General features: G+C 51.3%; 17 protein-coding genes. 10 read left to right on the top strand and 7 right to left on the bottom strand.

Annotated elements, in window-relative coordinates; translation table 11 throughout:
* Nucleotides 1-44: 44 nt before the first annotated feature.
* From ACY0JR_RS16005 to ACY0JR_RS15995, 3 genes are all read right to left on the bottom strand, one after another.
* Nucleotides 45-356, bottom strand: a complete 312-nt coding sequence (locus tag ACY0JR_RS16005) for an antibiotic biosynthesis monooxygenase family protein (RefSeq protein WP_462635129.1) — start codon at nucleotides 354-356, stop codon at nucleotides 45-47.
* Nucleotides 357-459: 103 nt separating this feature from the next.
* Nucleotides 460-1,314, bottom strand: coding sequence for a dienelactone hydrolase family protein (locus ACY0JR_RS16000; protein WP_462635128.1), 855 nt, complete (start codon nucleotides 1,312-1,314; stop codon nucleotides 460-462).
* A gap of 245 nt (nucleotides 1,315-1,559) precedes the next feature.
* Nucleotides 1,560-3,854, bottom strand: a complete 2,295-nt coding sequence (locus tag ACY0JR_RS15995) for a GH92 family glycosyl hydrolase (RefSeq protein WP_462635126.1) — start codon at nucleotides 3,852-3,854, stop codon at nucleotides 1,560-1,562.
* Between the two features lie 499 nt (nucleotides 3,855-4,353).
* Here ACY0JR_RS15995 and ACY0JR_RS15990 point away from each other — a divergent pair, with 499 nt between their 5' ends.
* Together ACY0JR_RS15990 and ACY0JR_RS15985 are read left to right on the top strand one after the other, a co-directional pair.
* The gene (locus ACY0JR_RS15990) at nucleotides 4,354-5,724 is read left to right on the top strand and encodes an APC family permease (protein ID WP_462635125.1); all 1,371 of its coding nucleotides are present in this window, start codon (nucleotides 4,354-4,356) and stop codon (nucleotides 5,722-5,724) included.
* Between the two features lie 226 nt (nucleotides 5,725-5,950).
* Nucleotides 5,951-6,934 carry an aldo/keto reductase gene (locus ACY0JR_RS15985; RefSeq protein WP_462635124.1) on the top strand — a complete coding sequence of 328 codons (984 nt, stop codon included), beginning with the start codon at nucleotides 5,951-5,953 and terminating at the stop codon, nucleotides 6,932-6,934.
* A gap of 80 nt (nucleotides 6,935-7,014) precedes the next feature.
* Here the strand turns inward: ACY0JR_RS15985 and ACY0JR_RS15980 are convergent, their stop codons facing one another.
* A complete protein-coding gene (locus tag ACY0JR_RS15980) occupies nucleotides 7,015-7,965 on the bottom strand; it encodes an NADP-dependent oxidoreductase (RefSeq protein WP_462635123.1) in 951 nt (316 codons plus the stop codon).
* Between the two features lie 319 nt (nucleotides 7,966-8,284).
* On the opposite strand from ACY0JR_RS15980, the gene ACY0JR_RS15975 reads away from it, so the two are divergent.
* From ACY0JR_RS15975 to ACY0JR_RS15965, 3 genes are all read left to right on the top strand, one after another.
* The gene (locus tag ACY0JR_RS15975; protein WP_462635122.1) at nucleotides 8,285-9,748 is read left to right on the top strand and encodes an aminoacyl-histidine dipeptidase; all 1,464 of its coding nucleotides are present in this window, start codon (nucleotides 8,285-8,287) and stop codon (nucleotides 9,746-9,748) included.
* A 312-nt stretch (nucleotides 9,749-10,060) separates the two neighbouring features.
* Entirely contained in the window at nucleotides 10,061-11,131 is a 1,071-nt protein-coding gene (locus ACY0JR_RS15970) for a J domain-containing protein (RefSeq protein WP_462635121.1), read from the top strand.
* 166 nt (nucleotides 11,132-11,297) lie between these two features.
* Entirely contained in the window at nucleotides 11,298-11,498 is a 201-nt protein-coding gene (locus tag ACY0JR_RS15965) for a CsbD family protein (RefSeq protein WP_462635120.1), read from the top strand.
* Between the two features lie 563 nt (nucleotides 11,499-12,061).
* On the opposite strand, the gene ACY0JR_RS15960 is transcribed toward ACY0JR_RS15965, so the two are convergent.
* Nucleotides 12,062-12,376 (bottom strand): hypothetical protein, encoded by a 315-nt coding sequence (locus tag ACY0JR_RS15960; protein WP_462635119.1) that lies wholly within the window; start codon nucleotides 12,374-12,376, stop codon nucleotides 12,062-12,064.
* Between the two features lie 238 nt (nucleotides 12,377-12,614).
* Between ACY0JR_RS15960 and ACY0JR_RS15955 the strand changes: the two genes are divergently transcribed.
* Nucleotides 12,615-13,901 (top strand): TCR/Tet family MFS transporter, encoded by a 1,287-nt coding sequence (locus ACY0JR_RS15955; RefSeq protein WP_462635118.1) that lies wholly within the window; start codon nucleotides 12,615-12,617, stop codon nucleotides 13,899-13,901.
* Here the strand turns inward: ACY0JR_RS15955 and arsC are convergent.
* Nucleotides 13,887-14,228, bottom strand: a complete 342-nt coding sequence (arsC, locus tag ACY0JR_RS15950; RefSeq protein ID WP_462635168.1) for an arsenate reductase (glutaredoxin) — start codon at nucleotides 14,226-14,228, stop codon at nucleotides 13,887-13,889. The genes ACY0JR_RS15955 and arsC overlap by 15 nt on opposite strands.
* A gap of 457 nt (nucleotides 14,229-14,685) precedes the next feature.
* Here arsC and ACY0JR_RS15945 point away from each other — a divergent pair, with 457 nt between their 5' ends.
* From ACY0JR_RS15945 to ACY0JR_RS15930, 4 genes are all read left to right on the top strand, one after another.
* Complete coding sequence (locus ACY0JR_RS15945) at nucleotides 14,686-15,120, top strand: hypothetical protein (RefSeq protein WP_462635117.1); 435 nt, start codon at nucleotides 14,686-14,688, stop codon at nucleotides 15,118-15,120.
* A 281-nt stretch (nucleotides 15,121-15,401) separates the two neighbouring features.
* On the top strand, nucleotides 15,402-15,932 hold the full coding sequence (locus ACY0JR_RS15940) for an REP-associated tyrosine transposase (protein ID WP_462635116.1): 531 nt from the start codon (nucleotides 15,402-15,404) through the stop codon (nucleotides 15,930-15,932).
* A 206-nt stretch (nucleotides 15,933-16,138) separates the two neighbouring features.
* On the top strand, nucleotides 16,139-17,179 hold the full coding sequence (locus tag ACY0JR_RS15935) for a threonine aldolase family protein (protein ID WP_462635115.1): 1,041 nt from the start codon (nucleotides 16,139-16,141) through the stop codon (nucleotides 17,177-17,179).
* 567 nt (nucleotides 17,180-17,746) lie between these two features.
* A complete protein-coding gene (locus tag ACY0JR_RS15930) occupies nucleotides 17,747-18,523 on the top strand; it encodes a hypothetical protein (protein ID WP_462635114.1) in 777 nt (258 codons plus the stop codon).
* Between the two features lie 85 nt (nucleotides 18,524-18,608).
* Here ACY0JR_RS15930 and ACY0JR_RS15925 read toward each other — a convergent pair whose 3' ends face one another.
* Entirely contained in the window at nucleotides 18,609-22,523 is a 3,915-nt protein-coding gene (locus ACY0JR_RS15925) for a type IIG restriction enzyme/methyltransferase (RefSeq protein ID WP_462635113.1), read from the bottom strand.
* Between the last annotated feature and the right edge of the window lie 539 nt (nucleotides 22,524-23,062).

The raw sequence follows: 23,062 nt of genomic DNA, 5'->3' as shown, positions 1-23,062 counted from the left end.
GGTGGTGCAAGGTAAGTATCTGCCAGCTGTTTCAAGGCCGTTTTCTACAAAACACTCTCAAAATAGGTCAGCTTCTTGGTGAGTTTTGGTCTCTCCTGCTCTTGCGTTTGGCGCTGTTCTTTGTGCCCCTGTACGTGGTCTGGCCTAGAGATCCAGGCTTTGAAGTCATCTTTGCCGCTCCACTTAGAAACCAAGATATATTCAACGGTGCCGGGGTGTTCACGCCGCCAGATGTCAAAGGAAATCAGCCCTGGGGCACCGTGGCTTTCCTCGTAATCATGCTGGCACTTCTTTGCCAGATACGCTTCATGTTCTTTGTCTGCCTCAAAGCTGGCATTCACGATATAGGTACTCATGTTTCTTCAATTTTAATGCATCACGGGTAAAGATAGAAGAAAAGACTTCTCTGCCCCATCCAATGAACATGCGAAAAACGCACTTCGCTTCTCTGTACTCTTTCTATTTAAGTTTACGGCCGAATAAATCTAAGGTACGCTGCCAGGCAAGAGTTGCGGCGGCCTCGTTGTAACGGGCTGGAGAAGTGTTGTTGTTGAAGGCATGGTTGGCACCTTCGTACACGTAGAGTTGGTACTTCACCTTGGCCGCTTTGAGGGCTTGTTCAAAGGCAGGAATCCCCGCATTCACCCGTTCGTCCAAGCCACCATAATGCAGCAGCATCTCGGCCTTGATTTTGGAAACATCTGCTGCCTCGGGCTGACGGCCGTAATACGCCACCGCGGCATCCAGTTCTGGTGAATGCACCGCTAATTGCCCCACTAAGGCGCCTCCCCAACAGAACCCCACCGCACCGGTTTTGCCGTTGCCATTCGGGTTCTTCTGTAGATACTCCAGCCCTTTCAGGAAGTTGTTCAGGTTTTGCTGGGCATCTAGCTTCGCGAACAATCCCCGGGCTTCATCTTCATTGGTTGGTGTTCCGCCCATGGGCGATAACGCATCTGGTGCAATGGCCAGATACCCGGCCTGCGCCACCCGTAGGGTTACATCTTTGATATGTGGGTTCAGTCCGCGGTTCTCATGAATCACCATCACGGTGCCTAACTTCTTGCCTTTCTTAGGCTTCGCCTGAAATGCTTTCATAGTCACCCCCTCCGCCCCAGGGTACGTGATGTCTTCCGTCTGGATGTCTTTGTCCTCAACTGTAGCGGCCTGGGCATAATTGTTCTCCAACATGGGCAGAAGCGACATGGCCAACGTGAGGCTGCCCGTCAGTTTGGCTAGTCTAGTGATGAACTCCTTGCGGGTGAGGGGTACGTGGGTGTACTCGTCAAACAGGTTGATGATGCGCTGGTCCATGGCGGTGGCGGGTTATAGTTGTTAGTTGTCGGTTTTCAGTTGTTAGCGGGAAGAGAAGATAGAAAGAATATTTTGTTTTGGGCATGTTTTTGAAAAATAGCACCAGAACATATTCATGGGTACTGGCGCGAGACTGGAGTCTCGCGCCAGAGGTTTTAGGTTACCTTGAAATGAAAAAGCGTTTTCGGTCAGTTTCTGAGAAAACTGACCGAAAACGCTTCGTGGATTTGTCTTTAAAAGGCTTCTCACTTCTTTGGTTTACTGCTCATGTAGAAGGTAAGCTTTCCGCCTTTCACCAGGTCTGAGTGGTTCAAAATCGGTTGTCCTAAGACTTTCCCATTTAATTCCACTTTCTGCACGTACACGTTCTTCTCGCTCTGGTTTTTGGCCTCGATCTGGAAGGTCTTGCCATTCTCTAGTTGAATAGTGGCTTCTTTCACCGCCGGACTTCCTAAGGAATACTGCTCAGAGCCTGGTGCCACCGGATAGAACCCGAGGGAGCTGAACAGGTACCAGGCGCTCATCTGGCCGCAGTCGTCATTACCGCCCAGACCGTCTGGGGCAGCTTGGTACTGCTTCTTCAGGATCATGCGTACGCGTTCCTGCGTCTTCCAGGGCTGGTTTGTCCAGTTGTAGAGGTACGCCACGTGATGCGCGGGTTCGTTACCGTGCACGTAGTTCCCGATGATGCCTTCGCGGGTAATATCTTCGGTGTCTTTGAAGAACTCATCCGGTAAGTGCATGGTGAAGAGCGAGTCCAGATGGGGCACAAACTTGGCGTTTCCGCCCATGGTCTGAATCATCTCTTGTGGGGCTTGCGGCACGTAGAGGCTGTAGTTCCAGGCGTTGCCCTCAATAAAGCCTTGGTTGTGGGTGCTCAGCACATCAAACTCTTTCTTGAACGTGCCGTTGCTCAACTTCGGCCGCATGTACCCGATAGATTTATCATACACATTTTTCCAGTTCTGGGCGCGCTTGCTGAATTCCTGATAAATATCCTGGCGACCTAACTTCTGCGCGATCTGCGCGATGCACCAATCGTCATAGGCGTACTCCAGCGTTTTGGAGACGGAGGAGCTGTTCTTGTCTTCGGGCACGTAGCCCAGTTGCATGTAGAAATTGATACCATCGTAGTAGCCTTGCCGGGCGGTGGCTACGCAGGCATCCAGCGCGCGGTTCGCATCGCCGGTGTAGGTACCTTTCATGATGGCATCTGAGATCACCGACACGCTGTGGTACCCGATCATGCACCAGTTCTCATTGGCGTGGTGCGACCAGACGGGAAGCATGTTGTGCACGCTCTGGTCATAGTGCGCCAGCATGGACTCCACCATGTCGGCGTTGCGTTTGGGCTGCACCACATTGAACCAAGGGTGCAGGGCGCGGTAGGTATCCCAGAGCGAGAAGGTGGTGTAGTTGGTGAAGTCCTTCGCCTGATGGTTGTTCTGGTCCAGGCCGCGGTATTGGCCGTTCACGTCCATGTAGGTGGTGGGCCCCAGGAAGGTGTGGTACAGAGCGGTGTAGAAGTTGATGTAGTCGTCTTTGGTGGGCAGAGTGGCGCGTACTTTGCTTAGTTCCTGGTTCCATTGGGCCTGGCTCTCGTCTTTTACCCGGTCAAAGTCCCAATGCGGAATCTCGGCGCGCATGTTGGCCAAGGCGCCCTCTGTACTCACCGGCGACAGCGCGAATTTCACTTTAATCTTCTCCCCTTCGGTGGTCTTGAAATTAAAGTAAGCGCGGAGCTGTTTGCCGGCCATCTCGGGGAAGTTCTTGCTTTGGTCAAACTTCCGCCAGAAGCCTTTGTAGACTTGGGCCTTGCTGTAGTCTTTGTTTCCGTAGGAGGTAAATGGCTTCGAAAACGACATCGCGAAATACACGGTGCGGGTACGGGCCCAACCGTTGGTCTGGCGGTAACCGGTAATCAAGGTATCGTTCTCGATGCGCAGGAACGTCCAGGTGTTTTTGTCTTCGTAGTTGTAGATACCATGCATCAAGTCCAGGATGATGTGCGCTTCTTCTGATTTAGGAAAAGTGTACTGGTGCATGCCCACGCGGTTAGTGGCGGTGAGCTCCGCCTGGATGTTGTGGTCGTCCAATTTTACGCTGTAGTAGGCAGGTTCCGCCCGTTCATTGTTGTGCGAGAATTTGGACCGGTAGCCGCTTTCCGGCTTAACCTCTGTGCCAGGGTTCAGTTGTAGTTTGCCGGTGGTGGGCATGAGCAGGAAATCGCCTAAATCTGAGTGCCCGGTACCGCTGAAGTGCGTGTGGCTGAAGCCCACAATGGTAGGGTCATCGTACTGATACCCCGCGCAATATTTGTACACGTCTTTGTTGTAACTTCCGTTCACCTCGTAAGGAATAGTATCGGTATCTGGGGAGAGCTGCACCATCCCGAAGGGCGCCGTAGCCCCGGGGTAGGTGTGGCCCATCTTGTGGGTCCCAATCATCGGGTTTACCCAGCGGACTAAATCATACTTCGGTTTTTGGGAGAAGGCCGAGAACTGGCAAAGCAGGAAAGCGAGAAGGAAAAGTTTTCTCATGTTGAGGAGAAAGATGCGTTAGAAAGGTTTGGTTTTCAAAGATAAGGGAGATTCCAGAAGCGCAAAGAGAATGGCCGCTTTTCGACCTTTTTCTGAGAATCAGGGCAAAAAAGAATTCTTATCCCCAACTTATCCCGCAAGTTTGAGCATCCCATCCACTTGTGGGTGCCCCTTACCCTCCTATCCCGCAAGTTTGAGCGTAGCGGTAACTTGTGGGTACCATTGTGCCAGTTTGCGACTGGCTTTTAAACATATGTGCAACTGGTTTAAACTACGCCAGTTACAAACTGGCTATCCAGAAAAGCCACAAGTTACCGCTGCGCTCAAACTTGCGGCATGTGCGCTCAAACTTGCGGCATGTGGTGTATGGGCTATTTCCTGCAAACTGGCCCCTAAACAAAAGCAGCTTTCCTGCTAGAAACCAGACTATCCATGCAGTTAGCCCGTAAAAGATGCATCTTTAGCGAACCAAACTCATCTCATCTGATTCTACTTTTACATGTCTGCACCTCACTTAGAACGCCGCTTGGGGCTGGCGCAAGCCACGGCCATTAACATGATTGACATGGTGGGCATCGGGCCGTTTATCACGCTGCCCATGGTCATTGGCATGATGAACGGACCGTATTTCCTGTATGCCTGGATTGCCGGCGCGGTGCTCTCCATTGTGGATGCCATGATCTGGAGCGAGTTGGGGGCAGCGTTCCCGAGGGCGGGCGGCAGCTACAATTTCCTGAAGGAAGCCTACGGCGAACGCGGCGCGGGCCGATTCATGAGTTTTCTGTTTGTGTGGCAGACCATGATTCAGGCCCCGTTGGTCATTGCATCGGCGGCCATCGGGTTTGCGTCTTATTTCTCGTACCTGGTGCCGTTGACCACGGTTTCTTCTAAACTAGTGAGCGGCGGCGTGGTGATTCTGATTGTGGTGTTGCTGTACCGAAAGATTGAGTCTATTGGCAAAATCAGCGTGCTGCTGTGGGTGGGCGTGCTGCTCACCATGGCCTGGATCATTGGCGGCGGACTAGTAAACGGCAATTTCCTGCAACCGCTCCGCGAAATGAACGACGGCCTCACCGTCAACTACGGCTTTGTGGCCGTCATTGGGTTTGCGAGCGTGAAAACGGTGTACAGTTACCTGGGCTACTACAACATCTGCCATTTAGGCGCTGAAATCAAGAACCCCACCAAAAACATTCCACGCAGCATGTTCTACTCCATTGCGGGCATCGCGGCACTGTACCTGCTCATGAACATTAGTGTGGTGAGCGTGGTGCCGTGGCAGGAAGCCAAAGACAGCGAGTTTGTGGTGAGCTTGTTTATCCAACGCCTGGCCGGAAACACCGCCGCTACTATTGTGACCGTGCTGATTCTGTGGGTGGCGTTTGCCTCCGTGTTTTCGGCTACGCTGGGCTATACCCGCATTCCGTACGCCGCCGCCGCCGATGGGGCTTTTTTCAAGGTCTTCGCCAAACTGCACCCTACCAAGCATTTCCCACATTATTCCCTGCTGTTTCTGGGCGGAGTGGCGTTTGTGTTCAGCATGTTGTTCCGGTTGAGCGATGTGATTAGCGCCATTCTGGCCATGCGCATTCTGATTCAATTCATAGGACAAGGGGTAGGCTTGCTCCTCCTCCGGAAAAACCGCCCCAAAGAGGACTTTCCTTACAAGATGCCACTGTTCCCAATACCGGTGATTATTGCCTTGCTCATGTGGATAGGTATCCTGCTCTCTACTGGTTTAACCATGGTGGTTTCTGGTTTGGTGGTGATTACCTTGGGGGCAATCGTCTATTTTATTAAGGCGAAAGTAAACCATGAATGGCCGTTTAGATCAGATGAATCTTTAGCTAGGCCCCAAGAGAATTCTTAAAGATTTCCACTCGCTCGCCTCCGGCGAGTGTGAGCTACTTTCGGCCTCTGGCCGAGTGGTGAATCTTGTTGGACTTTTGAAGCGGCGGGACACCGCAAGTAGCTCACACTCGCCGGAGGCGAGCGAGGGTTGCAGGTTCATGCTATTAAATACTCGAATCCTGAGCCAGTTCGCAGTCCTTTTCGTAGAAAAGGGTTCTAAACAGAGAAGCAAAACTGAACCGCTTATGAAATACAGAGAATTAGGAAATACCGGCGAAAAGCTGTCGGCGTTGGGACTGGGTTGCATGGGCATGAGCCAAGCCTACGGCTCCCGCGACGATGCTGAATCTATTGCCACCCTGCACCGCGCCCTGGAACTGGGCATCAACTTCTGGGACACCGCCGATGTCTACGGCCCGCACCACAACGAGGAACTCATCTCGCAGGTGCTGGTGCCCAACCGAGACAAAATCTTCATCGCCACCAAATTCGGGTTCACCCATACCCCCGACGGGAAAATGGGGTTTGACGGCTCCCCTGCCTACATGCGCACCGCCGTGGAAGGCAGCCTCAAACGCCTGAAAGTGGACGTGATTGACTTGTATTACGCCCACCGCATTGACCCCAACGTGCCCGTAGAGGAAATGGTAGGGGCCATGGCCCAACTGGTGCAGGAAGGGAAAGTGCGGTACCTAGGATTATCAGAAGCCTCGGCAGCCTCCATCCGGAAGGCCCACGCCGTGCATCCCATTGCCGCCGTACAGTCTGAATATTCCCTCCTCACCCGCGATGCCGAGAAAGAAGTCATTCCGCTGTGCCAGGAACTGGACATTGCGTTTGTACCCTTCAGCCCTTTAGTACGTGGACTGGTGACCAATACAGTGAACCTGGAAAACCTGCCTGAGGGCGACATGCGCAAATCACTGCCCCGCTTCCAGAACCAGGACAACTGGGACAACAACCAGAAACTGGCCCAGGCCTTCGCGGAGTTTGCAGAAAACAAGAACTGCACTCCGGCCCAGCTGGCGCTGGCTTGGGTATTAGCGCAAAGCGAAAACATTATCCCCATTCCCGGCACTAAACGCAGAAAATACCTGGAGGAAAACGCCGCGGCCGTAGACGTGCACCTCTCCATAGATGACATAAATGGGCTGGAAGGCTTGCTAGCCAAATACCCGAACATAGGTGAACGCTACAACCCAGACCAGTACAAATTGGTGAATAATTAACTCACCCCTACCCCTCCGAGGAGGGGAATAAAATCAGATAATGTAGGGGCAACCACAAGGGATTGCCCCTACCTTTTTATTTACGGCACCACCACAATCTTACCTTTGGTATGATGGCTGGCAATCTGCTCTAATGCTTCTCTGGCTTGGTCCAGGGAATAGGTTTCGCTTACGTGTACTTTCAAGGTACCTGCCTCCGCCAATTCCCGCAGGTGCTCCAGTTCAGTGGAGTTGGGCTCCACGAAGACGTAAGTGAAATCAATGCTCTTATCTAAGTCCCCTCCGGTGTTCAGAATAGAAACCAACTTGCCGCTGGGTTTCAAAGCGATAAGGCTTTGTTGCAGGGTTTCGCCGCTGGCAGCGTCAAAGATGAGGTCTACGCCGTCTGGGAAGATTGCCTTCACGGCTTCGCCCACGTGGGTGCCATTGTAATCTATGGTGTGGTCTGCGCCGAGTTCCTGCATGAACGCATGGTTTTTCTGGCTGGCTACCCCAATAACGGTAGCGCCTTTCCACTTGGCCAGTTGGATGCCCAGGTTCCCGATTCCGCCGGAGGCGCCTAAAATCAGCACGGTCTGGCCGGCTTGCAGTCGTCCGGCATCAAACATGGATTGATACGCGGTGAGTCCCACCAGCGGAATGCCCGCGGCCTCTTCAAAACTCAGGTTTTTGGGTTTATGCGCGAGGTAACTTTCCGGCAGCACGATGTACTCCGCGAAGGTGCCCCACTGCACTTCGGGGCGGCGGGCGTAGGCGTACACTTCATCGCCTACGCTGAAGCGGCGGGCACTGAAGCCGCGGTCTTCCACCACGCCGGCCATGTCCCAGCCCGGGATAGCTGGAAACTGCACGGGCAAGAAGCTGCTTAACCAACCGGCCAGTACGGCATTGTCTACGGGGTTTACCCCAGCGGCTTTCACGCGTACCAGCACCTCGCCTTCTTTTAATTCAGGGATTTCCAATTCACCGATCTTGATTTTTTCGGGGCTTCCGAAGGCGTCATAGAAAGCGGCTCTCATCTTATTTGCCATAGTCTTTTTAGTAGTTGTGTGTTGTAGAATCACGTACCCGCTCCCTTGAAACCAGATACGCGAAGTAGAATCTCTTTTTACCCTCTTTTTATAAAAGGGGTTCAAAAGACCCGCACATCGGCAAAGCTGAAGACCCGCTGGAAGATGCATTTTTACCTTACTTTTAAGTAAGCAGCCCGTAAACGGTAACTGAAATAACCGCATTTGCCCGGCGGTAATTCGTTCTGTTTAGTACCTTTACCCGGGCAACACGTACCTCCAACAACGCCTATAAGAAGTTTACCCGCTTCTTACTAGGTTAACAATCAAAGACTTATTTATGAGCACCCAGATAGAATCTCTAGAACCGAAAGCCCTGTGGCAACACTTTGCGGCCTTGAACTCCGTACCCCGTCCGTCTAAGAAAGAAGAACGTATCATCAAGTTCATCCAGGACTTCGGGAACAGCCAGGGCTTTGAGACCATCACCGATGCCGTGGGCAACATCATCATCCGGAAAGCCGCCTCGCCGGGCATGGAAAACCGCCAGACCGTGGTGCTGCAAAGCCACCTGGATATGGTGCACCAGAAAAACGCCGATACCGACTTCGATTTCAACAGCCAAGGCATTGAAATGTACGTAGACGGCGATTTTGTCAGAGCCAAAGGCACCACCCTGGGTGCTGACAACGGCATTGGCGTGGCCACCATGATGGCCCTGCTTACCTCCCGGAACATTGCGCACCCGCCGCTGGAATTGCTGTTCACCATTGACGAGGAAACCGGCATGACGGGAGCCATGGGCCTGAAAGGCGGACTGCTCACCGGCACCATCCTGCTCAACCTGGACACCGAAGATGACCGCGAACTCACCATCGGCTGTGCCGGAGGGGTGGACGTGACCGCAACCGGTTCTTACAACGAGGAAACCATTCCGTTTGACTTTGCCGCTTACCGCGTGGGCATTACGGGCCTTACCGGCGGTCACTCGGGCATGGACATCCATAAAGGTCGGGCCAACGCCAACAAGCTGATGAACCGCATTTTGTACCAGGCCGCCGATAAATTCAACGCCCGCGTGCACAGCATTGACGGGGGCAGCCTGCGCAACGCCATTCCGCGCGAGTCATTTGCCGAGGTGGCCGTTCCGGAAGCCAAAGCCGAGATTTTTGAGCAGTTTCTGCAAAAACAGGCCGAAATCCTGCAAGCCGAATACGCCTTCACCGACCCCAATTTACAACTGCTCGCCGAACCTACGGATTTACCGGAAGCCGCTATTTCCTATGATTTCCAGAACCAACTGCTCCGCTCTTTGTACGCATGCCCCAACGGCATTCACCGCATGAGTCCGGCCATTGAGGGGCTGGTGCAGACCTCCAACAACCTGGCCCGGGTAGAAGTGAAAGATGGCTCTTACTCCATCCAATGCCTTACCCGTTCCTCGGTAGACACCGAAAAAGCAGATTTAGCCCAGGCCATCCAAAGCACGTTTGAACTGGTAGGCGCTAGCGTTACCCAGAAAGGTTCTTACCCCGGCTGGACACCAAATCCGGAGGCCACCATTGTGCAAACCATGACCAACCTCTACCAGGAGATGTTCCAGGAAGCACCGCACGTGAACGCCTGCCACGCCGGTCTGGAGTGCGGTATTCTGGGCGCGAATTACCCCCAGATGGAAATGATTTCCTTCGGCCCGAACATCACCGGCGCGCACTCGCCAGATGAGAAAGTGCAGATCAGCTCCGTGCAAAAGTTCTGGGGTTTCCTGTTGGAGACGCTGAAGCAGATTCCGGTAAAGGCGTAAACCGCACCGCCCTTCGGGAACCCCTCTTACACTAAGAGGAATGTTTTTGCTTGTCAACGCAATGTTGCTTGCTTCAAAGTCCTCGTAATGTCTGAAAGACCTACGAGTGTCTGCGCCAGTATCGTTGCTATGCGTGTTACTGGTGGTGTAAACATCCCCCTACGCCCTCTTCAAAGGGGAAGTATCTGCTATTGATAAAGTGAGAAATATGGCGCGGAAGTTACTTCCGTGACTTGTGTTCATAAGCCATCGAAGTAAATCCGCGCCATAGATTGCCCTTTAAACACACAATCATCTCCAGTTTCAACATCCATGCCTGACACCCCTGAACCCAACCAGCTTCCCCAGTTTACGCCGCAGGAAAAAGTCTCGTTGTCTGCGTTGCAGCAGCAGTTCAATGCCAGCATCCAAACCATTGACCACCTCAAAGGGCAGATGGCGGAGCGGGCGCGTATCATTGACCTGGCGCGGGCGCGGGTGCAGAAAGAGATTCAGCCTTTGGTGCGTGAGATGGTGACGCGACGGGTGGCACTGGTGCGTTTACTGGATGGCGCCTATCAGCAGGAAAACTTTTCGAAATTGGAGCAGGAAAAACTGGCGGACTTTATCAAGAACCAGGCTACCAGTTTGGTGCACCAGTATGACCAGGAAGAACTCACGGAACTCATGCAACGCTACACAGATCCGGTGCCCACCCTAGGAAACAACCCACATGCTACCAAGGCCGAAACCCAGCACCTCCTGAAAAACGTGCTGGGGCTGGACGTGAACCTGGAAGACCTGTCTAACCTGGAAGCGTTTCAGGCCAAGCTGGAACAGCAGATGCTGGAAGAACAGGAAAGACGGGAAGCGCAGCGTACGCACCGGCAGAAGTCAAAGGCGCAGCAGGCCAAAGAAGCCAAACTGAAAGCCCAGCTCCAGAACATCAGCAAGGCCAGCCGGCGGTTGTATACTACGCTGGCCAAACTGCTGCACCCCGACAAGGAAAGGAACGCTACCGCGCGCATCTGGAAGGAAGAGGCCATGAAGAAGGTGACCATCGCCTACCACCAAGATGATTTCTTTGAGTTGCTGCGCCTCCAGATGGAATTCATGCACGAACAGGAGCAACTGCTCACGCAGGTGCCCGAAGACCAACTCACCTACTACGTACACCTGTTGCAGGAACAGATCAGGGAGATGGAAGACGAGCACAGCAACTACTACCTGGGCCCAGATGCGCAGTTGTACCACGAGTTCGGCGGCACGCCCAAGCAGATGGAAACCAAGTTCAGGAGCGCCAAAAAAGGCCTTCGGGAAGAAATCCAACACCTGGACTACGCCCTCACAGATTTCCAGGATTCGTCCGCCCTTCGGGATTTCATTAAAGGCTTAAAAAGTTAGCATTTCTGGAAAATAATGCTTACTATGTAACTACTTACCCCACAAGCATTTTAAGGCTTTACGGTGCAAAACGCCTGATTTTAAGCCCGAAATTTGCTTTACAGAGAGAACCTGAGCTGTGCTGTTGCGTAAATAACCACATTCCTATATTTAACCATATACATATATGAGCACGCACGAAGAAGCAGAATATAGATCAAGAGGTACCTGGAACGAGATGAAAGGTAAAATGAAAATGGCCTACGGCGACCTCACCGATGATGACCTAACGTATGACGAAGGCCAGCAAGATAAGTGGTTGGGAAAACTCCAGCAGAAACTGGGGAAAACCGAACACGAAATCACCGCCTGGTTACGTTCCCTGTAAGATTTTTCCCTTTATAAGTTGAATCCCCAACTCGGCCTGTTCGGTAGAGTGGGGATTTCTTTTTTAGGGCAATGGGCCGCACTTCTGCGGTTTGATATTTCATGCGCTCTATCAAAGGGAGAGCTGTCTCAAGTAGTACCATTCCCCAAAGTTGGGTTTTCCCGCGCCATTGTTGGTGTTCTCACCAACAATCCTTTATCGGCTCCTTCTCACAAAATGCCAATAAACTGAACAGGTTTGAAGTTGTTGGTTCTATCACCACAGCCGTCAGGCTAATATGATAATACCAACAGTGAAAAACACTCGCTCGCCTCTGGCGAGTGTGAGCTACCTGCGGCGTCCCGCCGCGTAAGAGAAAAATGCAGAATTGTTACAAGTACTTTCACGCGACCAGAGGCCGCAGGTAGCTCACACTCGCCAGAGGCGAGCGAGGGAATTCTACATTGTTTTAGTGAAATCAGAGCGCAAAGGGCTTTACATGTAACGAGCGGAAAGAGCTTTGCACGTAAAAAAAAGACCTGCCCTTTGGGAGAGCAGGTCTGGCAATAAAGGAAATTAAGCTATTATTTGGCCTGCGCTAATTGCGGCAGTGGGTGCGTCTTGGCGAAGGCTTGGTAGGCTTCTTGTTGCTTGGCGTTGAGGAGCTGAGCCAAAGCTGTCGTGAATTTCTCGTCAATGGAAGTCGCTTCGGCTTTGCCGTTTTTCAGTTCTTCCAATCTAGCCGTGATTAGTTTCTTGATACTCAGGTATTGCGCTTCGTTCAGTTGCAGGGCATTGGCCATTTCACGGGCAGTGGCGGTAGCTGTAGGAGTTGTCTCCGCTACGGTCAAGCCAATAAAAGTGAAGGAAAGTGCAATCGCTAAAATGTATTTTTTCATATTCTAAGTTCCCTTGTTGTTTTTCAACGTTGCTTTAAATATGAACTTTTAAACATCTTTTATACCATATATTAGATTAAAGCCAGCTTTAACCCGCTGAATCTTTTTATTTCCTCGATGAATTGATTTCAAGCCTCGGTGAATTATGGCGGAGTGCGGCTTTTTTAGGCTGGGATTTATTTCTCATTTTTGCCGGATTTCTGTTTTTATTGCCAATTCTGGAAACCGAGGAAAAACGATGAAAGGTCAACGCCAAGCTGCTTTAGGATTCATTTTTGTGACACTGCTGATAGATGTCATCGGGTTTGGGATTATTATTCCGGTGCTGCCCCGGCTCATCAGTGAATTGATTCACGGGAGTCTGAGTGAGGCGTCTTTGTATGGGGGCTGGCTCATGTTTGCTTACTCGGTGACCCAGTTCCTGTTCTCGCCGGTGCTGGGCAATTTATCGGACCGGTTCGGCCGGCGGCCGGTACTCTTGTTTTCCTTGTTCGGGTTTGGCATGGACTACATTCTGCTGGCGCTGGCACCCAACATAGGCTGGCTGTTTGTAGGCCGCATCATTGCGGGCATTACGGGTGCCAGCATGACCACCGCCACGGCCTACATCGCGGACATAAGCACCCCCGAGAAGCGGGCGCAGAACTTTGGGATGGTAGGCGCGGCCTTCGGGGTTGGGTTTATTATTGGGCCGGTGATTGGCGGAGTGTTGGGCCAGTTTGGGTCACGGGTGCCGTTCTATGCCGCCGCCGCCATCACACTGCTTAACTGGCTGTACGGCTACTTCATTCTCCCCGAGTCTCTGGATCCTGAGCACCGCCGTCCGTTTGAATTGAAACGCGCTAACCCGGTGGGCTCCCTTCTGCAACTGAAGCGCTACCCCGTCATTGCGGGTTTGGTGGGCTCCCTTATTTTTGTGTACATAGCCGCGCACTCCACGCAAAGCACCTGGTCTTATTACACCATGGAAAAATTTAAATGGGATGAGGCCTGGGTGGGCTACTCGCTGGGTGCCATAGGATTGATGGTGGCCATTGTGCAAGGCGGGCTTATCCGGTTCATTAACCCCAAACTGGGGCCAAAACGGTCGGTGTACTTCGGGTTGATGCTGTACGCGGTAGGGTTTCTGCTCTTCGCGTTCGCGACGCAGCAATGGATGATGTTTGTCATTCTGGTACCGTATTGCCTGGGTGGTATTGCGGGCCCGGCGTTACAGGGCATCATTTCTACCCAGGTGCCGGCCAACGAGCAGGGCGAACTCCAGGGCGGATTGACCGGTCTGGTGAGCGCCACTTCCATTGTGGGGCCACCCTTGATGACGTACCTTTTCGCTTATTTCACCAGCAAGCAAGCCCCGGTGTATTTTCCGGGAGCCCCGTTTCTGATGGGAGCGGTTTTAACCGTGATTAGCGTCATATTAGCAGTTCGGTCTTTGTCCCGGCATGACCTTCAGATTACCACCGTAAACCAGAATACCGGCCTAGTCCCGCCGCCAGATGAAGCTCCGGCCTTACAGAATAGTTAACACGTTTTCGGGTGGACGGCCAATGACGGCTTTGTCGCCGTGTACCACAATGGGGCGTTCTATCAGCACGGGGTCCTCTACCAGCACCTGTAGCCACTCCTCCTGGGTGAGGTGTTTGCCTGCGTACTGTTCTTTGTAGAGCCTCTCCCCTTTTCTGATAATATCCTCGGGACCTAGCTGCAACTTGGCCAGCACGTCTTTCAATTCCTGCGCTGAGGGAGGGCTGGTAAGGTAGGGAATCACCTGCATTTCTTGCCCGGCATTCTGCAACAGTTCCAGGGTTTGGCGGCTTTTGCTGCAGCGATTGTTGTGGTAAATGGTCAGCATAGAAAACGGAAGTAACGTGAACACAAATAAAAGAAGAGGTCCTTTTATTTCCAACTCGTAGTTCCTCCTCTAATTGCTTTAACCAAAGCTTAGCGGTAAAAGGCCGGTTAGAAAGAATCTAAAGCTCTGGGCATAAGAATACATGCTTTTCAAATAATCCTACATTTCACATCTGCACCGCTTATCCTCCACTTTCTTGTGTCTTTTAAAGCAACGCAGCCTAGTCTTTATTTAACATAACCCTCCATTCTCGTGGTATTCTTTACAAATTATTAGATTTAATAACCTAATTATAGCTATTTCTCTATCTTTTTTCCAGAAACTAAGTATAAGTACTTAAATACGCTTCTACCTCATCAACAATATTATTCAAGGGGTACTTAGGTCATTCTCATCCATTAAAAACACCATACATTTAAACTTTATCTATATATGATGCAATTTTAATAAAGACATTATGAAACACAAGGTCGAACTTCTCCAGCAAACACCGCTGTTTGTTATTTCCTATTTTCCTCAAAACCAAATCCTAGAATTAACCTGGAAAAAACCTCCCTCTCAAGCGGAATACAAAGAAGGAACGGAAGCCACTCTACAGTTGGTACGACAGCACCAAGCCAAAAAGATAATCTCAGACAATACTAACCGGGGTAATCCCACACCCCAGGATTTGTTCTGGCTCACGCACAAGGTAATTCCCGTGCTTTGCGAAGAACATGTGCAACAGTTGGCCATTGTGGTTCCCCGCAACCCGCATCACGCCCGCAGCCTGGAATGTTGCCTGATGACGTCTGACGTCTGCTATGACCTCCAGTTTTTTTACTCCCCCAAAGATGCTTTTGACTGGCTCTGCCAATCTTCTACCCAGTTAGGAGGCAAAGCCGTCGCGTAACAAACCGTTCTTTTCCCCCACGTCTTTCCCATGCCGCCTTCCCCCAGTTGGCGCATGGGAAAGCTCGTTTTTGGGGCTTACCCAAAATCGTCCCTCGCTCGCGTCCCGCGAGTGTGAGCTACCTGCGGCGTCCCGCCGCGTAGAAAGCAATTCAAAAAAATGCAGCAAAGTATCATCACTCGGCCAGAGGCCGCAGGTAGCTTACACTCGCCAGAGGCGAGCGAGGGGATTTACCATTAGAGTTTATTCCCGTAAAATACTGGTGTTTAAACCCGTATGCTATGAGTGAATTCCGCCGTACGTCTCCAGAGGAAGCCTATTTTGTTACGTTAACCGTAGTGGGCTGGGCAGATGTATTTACCAGAGCAGAATACAAAGAAATTCTGGTAGAGAACTTACGGTATTGTCAGCAGAAGGAACATTTAGAGCTTTTTGCTTATGTGGTCATGAGCAATCATCTGCATTTGGTAGCACGTAGGGCTGAAAAAGATTTGACAGAATTGTTAGGCAGGTTCAAGAGCTATACCGCCAAGAAATTGATAGCGGCTATTGAGGAAAACCCACAGGAAAGTAGAAAAGAGTGGCTGCTCAACCTGTTCCAGCATTATGCTTTGCGCAAGGAGCAATACAGCAAGTATCAGTTCTGGCAGTACACCAACCATCCTGTTTTACTCAACTCTCCCGCGCTTTGGCAGCAAAAGACAGAGTACATTCACCAGAACCCAGTCAGAGCCGGACTTGTCACAGAACCGGAAAGCTATCTCTACAGCAGCGCCTGTCCAGACAGCCCTCTCAAAATGATGGAGATGTAAAATCCCTCGCTCGCCTCTGGCGAGTGTGAGCTACCTGCGGCCTCTGGCCGCTTCTCTGCTTCTTTTTGATAAACGTTCATAAAGCGGCCAGAGACCGCAGGTAACTCACACTCGCGGGACGCGAGCGAGGGAAACTTGAAAGTGCGGCATGTTGGAATTCAGGTGTATCTTTGGCGTGGTTCAGTAGTATCTTAACAAACACGCGTATGCTTTACAGTTTCACCAACGACTACAGCGAAGGCTGCCACCCCAACATTCTTCAGCGGTTAACCGATTCAAACCTGACGCAGCAGCCGGGCTATGGCAACGATGAATTCTCTCTGGAAGCAGTGGCAGCTATCAGGGCGTTGTGCGGGAAGCCGGAGTTGGAGGTGCATCTGGTGGCCGGGGGCACACTGGCGAACCTGATTGTGCTGAGTGCTTTCCTGAAATCGTATGAATCTGTGATTTGCGCCCAGACGGGGCACATCAACAACCATGAGGCGGGGGCCATTGAAGCCACGGGGCACAAGATTGAAACGGTGGCTACGCCCGATGGTAAATTGCGTCCCGACGACATAAGGCCGCTCATCAACAAGTTTCCCGAGTACCACACCGTGAAACCCAGAATTGTCTACATCTCTAACTCAACTGAGATTGGCACCATTTACCTGAAGCAGGAATTGGAGGAACTATCGGCGTTTTGCCGCCAGCACAACCTGCTGCTCTACCTAGACGGCGCCCGGCTGGCCATGGCTTTGTCTGCCAAAAGCAACGACCTTACCTTGGCAGATATCTCTTCCTTAACCGATATCTTTTACTTGGGCGCCACCAAGTGCGGCGGTTTAATTGGCGAAGCCATTGTCATTACGAACGAAACCCTCCAGAAAGACTTCAAATACCACATCAAGCAACGGGGCGCGCTCATGGCCAAAGGAAGGCTGTTCGGGATTCAGTTTGCCGAGCTGCTGCGAGACAACCTCATGTTTGACTTAGGCGGCCGCGCCAACGAACTGGCGCAACGCATTGCCCGGCAGGTACAGGCCCTGGGATTCACGTTCTTGACGCAATCTGAGACAAACCAGATTTTCCCTGTTCTGCCAGATGCGCTCATTCAGGAACTCTCTAACACGTACGGGTTCTTTGTCTGGAAAAAAATGCAGGAAGGCTATTCCGCCATCAGGATTATCACGTCCTGGGCTACGCCCGAAACCTATGTAGACCAGTTCATTCAGGATTTAGCGCACTTCGCAGAAAAAGTAAGATAAACCCAGTGCTGGCGTTGCATGCATCCCGTTTAGGGGTTGTTTTTACGAAAACAGCCTCTAAACGGGATTTTTATTGAAAGCCCTAGCTTCTGAAATAACAAAGTGTAGAAGACAACTGCTGCTAGTCTTCTACACTTTGTTTTTCAGAAGCTCGTCACTCAGATGAGTGGACTATCTAAAATCATTCACTCGCTCGCCTCTGGCGAGTGTGAGCTACCTGCGGCGTCCCGCCGCTACATCATGTACTACCATAAAATGCAGAAAAGCGGCCAGAGGCCGCAGGTAGCTCACACTCGCCAGAGGCGAGCGAGGGCTTTTGCAGTTTTACCTGGAACTACCAACAGAAACAACCAGTAACCAACTCCTACCCTACCGAATGCCGCTTCGGTTTCAGGCAGGCTATTTCCGGGTTGGTTCTGGAAAAACAGGGCTACAACCCGAAATAGAGTAAGGGCATAGGGGCTGCGCAGGTAGTTGCTGTCTGTTAGAGGAAATTAAACCAGACTACTGCCGCTCAGAAGGCACGGGTCTTGAACCTGTAACATCAACTTATATCCTTTTACGTGTATGAAAGCTTTAGTGAAATCCCTGGCGTATGTCTTGGCTCTGGCGTTTTTATCGTTTGCCTGTTCAGAAGATGATGCGGACCAAACGCTGCCACCCAGCAAGACCCTCACGGAGTGGGACCAGTCTCTGGTGCAGATAGAACAGATTGCCACCGAGATGGAACTGCTGGTAAGGGGCACCTACCCCAACGGCAGCAATTTCCTGGCCTGTTCACAGGTGCAGAATGCCCTGGACCCCGACGGTCTGGAAACCACGTTCACGTTCACCGGCGGGACGTGCCTGGACGGGAAAACCCGAACCGGTAAGATTTCCATGTTTACCAGCAATAAGCTGAACCTGGAAGGTGTCATTTACCTGGACAATTACCAGGTGAACGGCACCACGCTGGAAGGGGCGTTTGCGTTCCAGATGCAGCAGGTAGCGGGCAAAACGCAGGTAATGCGGCTGGTGAGCAGCAACGCGCAAGTGCTTCCGGCCAACGGGGGTTCTTTCCGGTACTCGGCGAACCGGCTTACGCACCAGACGGCGGGCACCGCCACCCCCTATGACACGTCTGATGATGTGGTGGAAGTTTTTGACGCCGAGTACAGTTGCCTGAAGCAGAACGGCGCGTTTGAAGCGGAACTGGTGGCGCCGGTAGTACTGAAGAAAACCTGCGCCGCCCCAGCCAACATCAAGCCTGTGCAGGGCAAAATTCTGATAGAGAGAACCACCGGCCAGAAAAGCACCGTCAATTTTGGGGATGGCACGTGCGCGGCCCAACCGTACGCCGAGTAATACAAAGGAGCCTTCGGCCGGTCTTGGGGTGAGACGGGCGGAAGGCTCCTTTTATTTAGCTTAAGAAAGGACCCGGCGAGGTTGCTTAGCCTTGCTCTACCAGGGCAATTTCCTCGGGGCTGAGGTCATAGAGTTGGTACACCCGCTGGTCTATCTCCCGCTCCCACGCCGAGGTGTCTGCCTGTGGGTTTTCTTTTTTCGCGGTGAGGATTTGGTTGACGAGGAGGGTGATGGTTTCTTTCTCTTCTTCTGATGCGTTGGCAATGGGAAGTTGAATCAGATACTGCCTTTTCCATCTCAAGAAACCACCCCTTATTTCAGAGCTGATTTTCTTAAAGAAGAACAATAACAAGTTTGAGTTTAAAAGCCCTAAAAGATACTCTTCGGTATTTACAATTATATAAGCTGTTGTATCATAGTAAATACCTGATTCCTCAATTATAAATTGATTTTGCTTTGCTATCTCAGCAAGAACAATTTTAGGTTTATCAAACTCATCATAATAGGCACAGGCTCTCAACTCCCACCAATATTCCCCTTTATCAAATCTGGTCTTTGCTTTGACTTCGAAATTGGACAAATAATCAGCTATGGCTGGATAGGAATTATTTATTTCACTCCATGCATCAGCTTCCGGTAATTTCCCGAATCTACCTTTGGTAAAGCCGTTTTTGAAAAGAATTAAATATTTAGTTTTTGATGCACTTTGAAATCGTTTTACATCTTTACCTGCTAAAAATGGTTTGATGATTTCGGCACTATTTGAATCTCTTTCAATAAGTTTTTTCTTGGTTTCCTCATCAATTACAAAAGCCTCATTATAACCGGTTAATACTCCTCGATAAATTTTTCCTTCTACATATTGACCTAGCAGAGTACTAGAGCTTCTAAGTTTTTCCAACAAATCATGCCCCTGTTGTTGTGCCAGATTCCAACTTTCATCGCTTAAGCTATTTTGGGTTAAAAGCATGCTGTTTTCCTGCACATACTTTACTAAGCTTTTAAAGGAAAGACTTTCAACGTTCAGGGCTAAAAACTCAACTTCGGGCTTTTGTTTCTGCACAGATAAAATGCACGGGTAGGTGGTGGCTTCGTCAAAGACAGGCAAATCTCCGAAGTCAATGACTTGCTTTAATTGGTACTGCTGCAGCCACGTTCTCAGTGGTTTGCCGAAACCAGCGCGCATAAACTTGTTGGCGATGATAAAGTCGAAGATGCCGTTGGGTTTGAGCACAGAAATGCCTCTTTCTATAAAATACACCAGCAAATCGGCGGAGCCGGAGAACACCTGGTACTGCTGTTTCAGGTACGGTTTTAGGTCAGAGAATTCTTCCTGCCTGATGTACGGCGGGTTGCCAATCACCACATCGAAGCCTTCAAAGTTGCCCTCGTTATCCAGCACTTCCGGAAACTCGAAGCGCCATTCAAAGGCATTTCGGTAGATGGCGTTGCTCTTGATGTCTTCAATTTCCTGGCTCAGTTTGGCAATGTCCTGCTCCAGTTTCTGCTGCTGCAGCTTGGTGGCTTTCTTCTCTTTTGCGCTGGGTTCAAAGATGCCTACCTGCGTGGTCAGCTTCACCAGTTCGCCGTTTAAGCGGTTCAGCTTAAGCTGTTTTGGGTCTGTTTTGGTGATTTCGACCCTGAAATCGGTTTTAATGCGGCCAATGATCTGCTCCAGTTCGCGCTTGTGCTCTTTGTTGTGCGTGTTTTTGTAAGCCTGCACGTAATTGCGATACTGCTCCACGTTGTATTTCACGCTCTTCAGGGCCTTGCTCAAATCAGCGTCCAGCGCAAACCTACTGATGAGCGAATTGCCCTGCTTTATGTTGATGTCAATGTTGGGCAGCGTCTGCAAGTGCATTTCCGGCGTGTACGCCGATGAGGAAGAAGAAAATCCTTCGCGCATACCCGGTTCCTGGGCATAACACACCGGGCTGGCGTTGGTCTTTTCTTCCACTACCACCGGGGCGTAATAGGCATTTTTGAGCAACTCAATCCAGAGCCGCAACCGGCAAATCTTCACCGAGTTGGGGTTAATGTCTACCCCAAACAAACAATTCTCAATGAGCGTCTGCTTTTCATGGAAGAGCGTTTTCTGCACCCGCTGCACCTCGGGGTCTATCTTGAAGCCCGCGCCGTGCGCTGATGGCTGCACCGTGTACTCAAAGAGGTCGTCGGTGTCGCGGTTGGTGATGAGCAGTTCATCATTCTCTACCGTCACCTGGTAATCGCTGAGGCGCACGCCTTTGTCATCGGCTAGCAAACCCAGTTCGGCTTTGCAGGAGATAAACTCATTTAAGGCACTCACCAGAAAGTGCCCCGAACCCACGGCGGGGTCGCAGAGGTGCAGGCCGTTGAGCAGTTGGTTGAACTCCAGCACTTTGGCGGTGCCTTTGTGGTCTGCCAGGTAATTCTTGAGGTCGTCAAAACTGTCTGCAGGCCATCCGTACGCGTCCTTGAACTTCTGCACCACCGCCAGCCTGATGGCCTGCCGGCACATGTACATGGTAATAAAGCCGGGCGTGTAAATGGAGCCGTCTTTGTAGCCGTTTATCTTCTCGAAGATGAGGCCAAGCACGGCGGCGTTGATGAGCGTTTTGCTTTCCTCCTGTATTTCCTCGCGACCCTCAGAGGCAAAATCATACGCTTCCAGAAACCGAAGCAAATATTCCAGTCCATTCAGTTGGCCGGTGAGCGGTTTGTTTTTGGCATCGCGCAAAACCGTGCCGGGGTACAAATCCAGCGTCTCCAGATCATCCAGGCTGTTGATCCGGATGATGTCATCTTCCATCTCAGTGGGTTCAAACAGGGAGCTGTTGAGGTACGGTACTTTGCCGTATTTCTGCTGCACAGCGGCGGTACGGTCCTGGGGCCGTTTGGCCAGCACCTGAAAGAACAGCTTGTTCAGTTCATCATACTGCGGAATGGTGGCATAATTCAGGAACTTGAGGTGCTGGTCCTGCCGGTGGTATTTAATTAACTGCGCCTCCAGCAACTTGAGAAACAGCACCCGGTTCACCCACGTAATGCACAGTTCCAGCGCCACGTTGTACAGGCGTTCTTCCTCCGTGGCCCCGTACGCGCCAGGGTTCAGCAACTTGCGCATCCGGTCCTCTGACTCAATGTTCAGAATCGCGTTCTCCAGCAATGACCCCGACTGCCGCTTGCCCGCCGGTTTGCGCCGGATCAATTTCTTGTTGCCTTCCTTTACCTCTTCCAACCCAATGAGGTGCAGCAGTTCGGCGTAAAAGCCCCGGTCCAGGCTGTTGCTGTCATTGGTGAACGGCAGCTTAAGCATGTGTACCGGACTCAGCACCTTGAACAGGCCAATGAGTTTGTTGTCGTCCTGCAGGTTCTGGTTGCGCAGCGGCTTTTCAAACTCCCTGATGTCAAAATACGTGAACGTGAGGGTATCTGTGAGTTGGTCTATGAACGGCCTGGCAATTTCTTTGTAGAACAGGTCTGTGTTGGTGCTTACTTTCTGCCCCGCTTTCCAAGATTCATAGCTTTTCTTGAGCGAAGTGCTTTTGCCGAACACCCGTTCAAACTCAGCGGCATCAAACACAAACCACTCGTAAATATTGGTGATGACCAGATGCCGCAAATCTGTGTTATGCTCATCATGGCGCTCGCGCAGGTAATACAGCACCAGTTCATGCAACGCCTTCCGGTTGAGATCCTGCCGCGTGACCATGTCACTCTTGTTCGTGGGCCGTTTTACCTCAAACAGCACCCCGCTGGGGCTTTTGGCTTCTTTGCCCGTGTGCATGACAAAGTCCGTTTTGCCTTTGGTGGCTACCAGAAATTCAGGGTTGTACCAGGTGTTCTTGAGGAAATCCATGAGGTGGATTTTCACGTTCTCCTCGGTTTCTTTTTCGTCTATCTGGCCCAGCAGCGTAATGAGGTTGTGCTTAAAGGCTTCAATATGATCACGTTTGGGTTTGAGCAGACGATACGCTTTGTTCAGGCTTTGTTTAATGGAAAGGGCAGTCAGGTTCATGCAGTACGGGGCGCGAAGATTGTGTTTTTAAATGTACAGAAATTCTGGAATTGACCCAGCAGTGAAAAGCAGGATTGGCTGGATTGGAGACGGTGTTGGAGCAGACGCTCGCAGGTCCTCCGGACGCTGCGTATCCTTTTGAGTGGGCGGCATTGCGGTTGGAGACAGAACTCACCCCTCCAAAGAGGGGAATTTGCCAGAAAATTGTAGGGTCAATCCCTGGTGGTTGCCCTTTGCGTTAGCTGATAACGTTTTCTGCTATCGTAGGACAGGTCGCGACCTGTCCGTACCTTCTCTGGGGAATAGAAAAGGGCAACCACCAGAGATTGCCCCTACTTTATCTTCAGGTATCGTAGAGATCAGGCAGTGCCTGGTTTCTACGATACCTGATAATGTTTTCTGCTACTTTCCCCTTTTCCAGTCTTTCCCGAGCGCGCCTCGCTTTTGGCCCTGGATTGGCAGAACTAAGCGCAAAAGGCTGTGCAGGCCGAAAGGGCAGTGCGTGAGGGGAAGACGGGGCCTCGCGGCCGTGAGCGCAC

The organism is Rufibacter sp. JT3400010, from assembly GCF_054956755.1.
This window is presented reverse-complemented; position numbering and strand designations above follow the sequence as displayed.

Excerpts from the sequence above, each read along its gene's own strand:
- ACY0JR_RS15985 (WP_462635124.1), top strand. The coding sequence starts at position 5,951 with ATGAAATACAGAGAATTAGGAAATACCGGCGAAAAGCTGTCGGCGTTG.
- ACY0JR_RS15945 (WP_462635117.1), top strand. The coding sequence starts at position 14,686 with ATGAAACACAAGGTCGAACTTCTCCAGCAAACACCGCTGTTTGTTATT.
- ACY0JR_RS16000 (WP_462635128.1), bottom strand. The coding sequence starts at position 1,314 with ATGGACCAGCGCATCATCAACCTGTTTGACGAGTACACCCACGTACCC.
- ACY0JR_RS15965 (WP_462635120.1), top strand. The coding sequence starts at position 11,298 with ATGAGCACGCACGAAGAAGCAGAATATAGATCAAGAGGTACCTGGAAC.
- ACY0JR_RS15930 (WP_462635114.1), top strand. The coding sequence starts at position 17,747 with ATGAAAGCTTTAGTGAAATCCCTGGCGTATGTCTTGGCTCTGGCGTTT.
- ACY0JR_RS15955 (WP_462635118.1), top strand. The coding sequence starts at position 12,615 with ATGAAAGGTCAACGCCAAGCTGCTTTAGGATTCATTTTTGTGACACTG.
- ACY0JR_RS15975 (WP_462635122.1), top strand. The coding sequence starts at position 8,285 with ATGAGCACCCAGATAGAATCTCTAGAACCGAAAGCCCTGTGGCAACAC.
- ACY0JR_RS15995 (WP_462635126.1), bottom strand. The coding sequence starts at position 3,854 with ATGAGAAAACTTTTCCTTCTCGCTTTCCTGCTTTGCCAGTTCTCGGCC.
- ACY0JR_RS15970 (WP_462635121.1), top strand. The coding sequence starts at position 10,061 with ATGCCTGACACCCCTGAACCCAACCAGCTTCCCCAGTTTACGCCGCAG.
- ACY0JR_RS15940 (WP_462635116.1), top strand. The coding sequence starts at position 15,402 with ATGAGTGAATTCCGCCGTACGTCTCCAGAGGAAGCCTATTTTGTTACG.
- ACY0JR_RS15990 (WP_462635125.1), top strand. The coding sequence starts at position 4,354 with ATGTCTGCACCTCACTTAGAACGCCGCTTGGGGCTGGCGCAAGCCACG.
- ACY0JR_RS15935 (WP_462635115.1), top strand. The coding sequence starts at position 16,139 with ATGCTTTACAGTTTCACCAACGACTACAGCGAAGGCTGCCACCCCAAC.
- arsC (WP_462635168.1), bottom strand. The coding sequence starts at position 14,228 with ATGCTGACCATTTACCACAACAATCGCTGCAGCAAAAGCCGCCAAACC.
- ACY0JR_RS15925 (WP_462635113.1), bottom strand. The coding sequence starts at position 22,523 with ATGAACCTGACTGCCCTTTCCATTAAACAAAGCCTGAACAAAGCGTAT.
- ACY0JR_RS15980 (WP_462635123.1), bottom strand. The coding sequence starts at position 7,965 with ATGGCAAATAAGATGAGAGCCGCTTTCTATGACGCCTTCGGAAGCCCC.
- ACY0JR_RS16005 (WP_462635129.1), bottom strand. The coding sequence starts at position 356 with ATGAGTACCTATATCGTGAATGCCAGCTTTGAGGCAGACAAAGAACAT.
- ACY0JR_RS15960 (WP_462635119.1), bottom strand. The coding sequence starts at position 12,376 with ATGAAAAAATACATTTTAGCGATTGCACTTTCCTTCACTTTTATTGGC.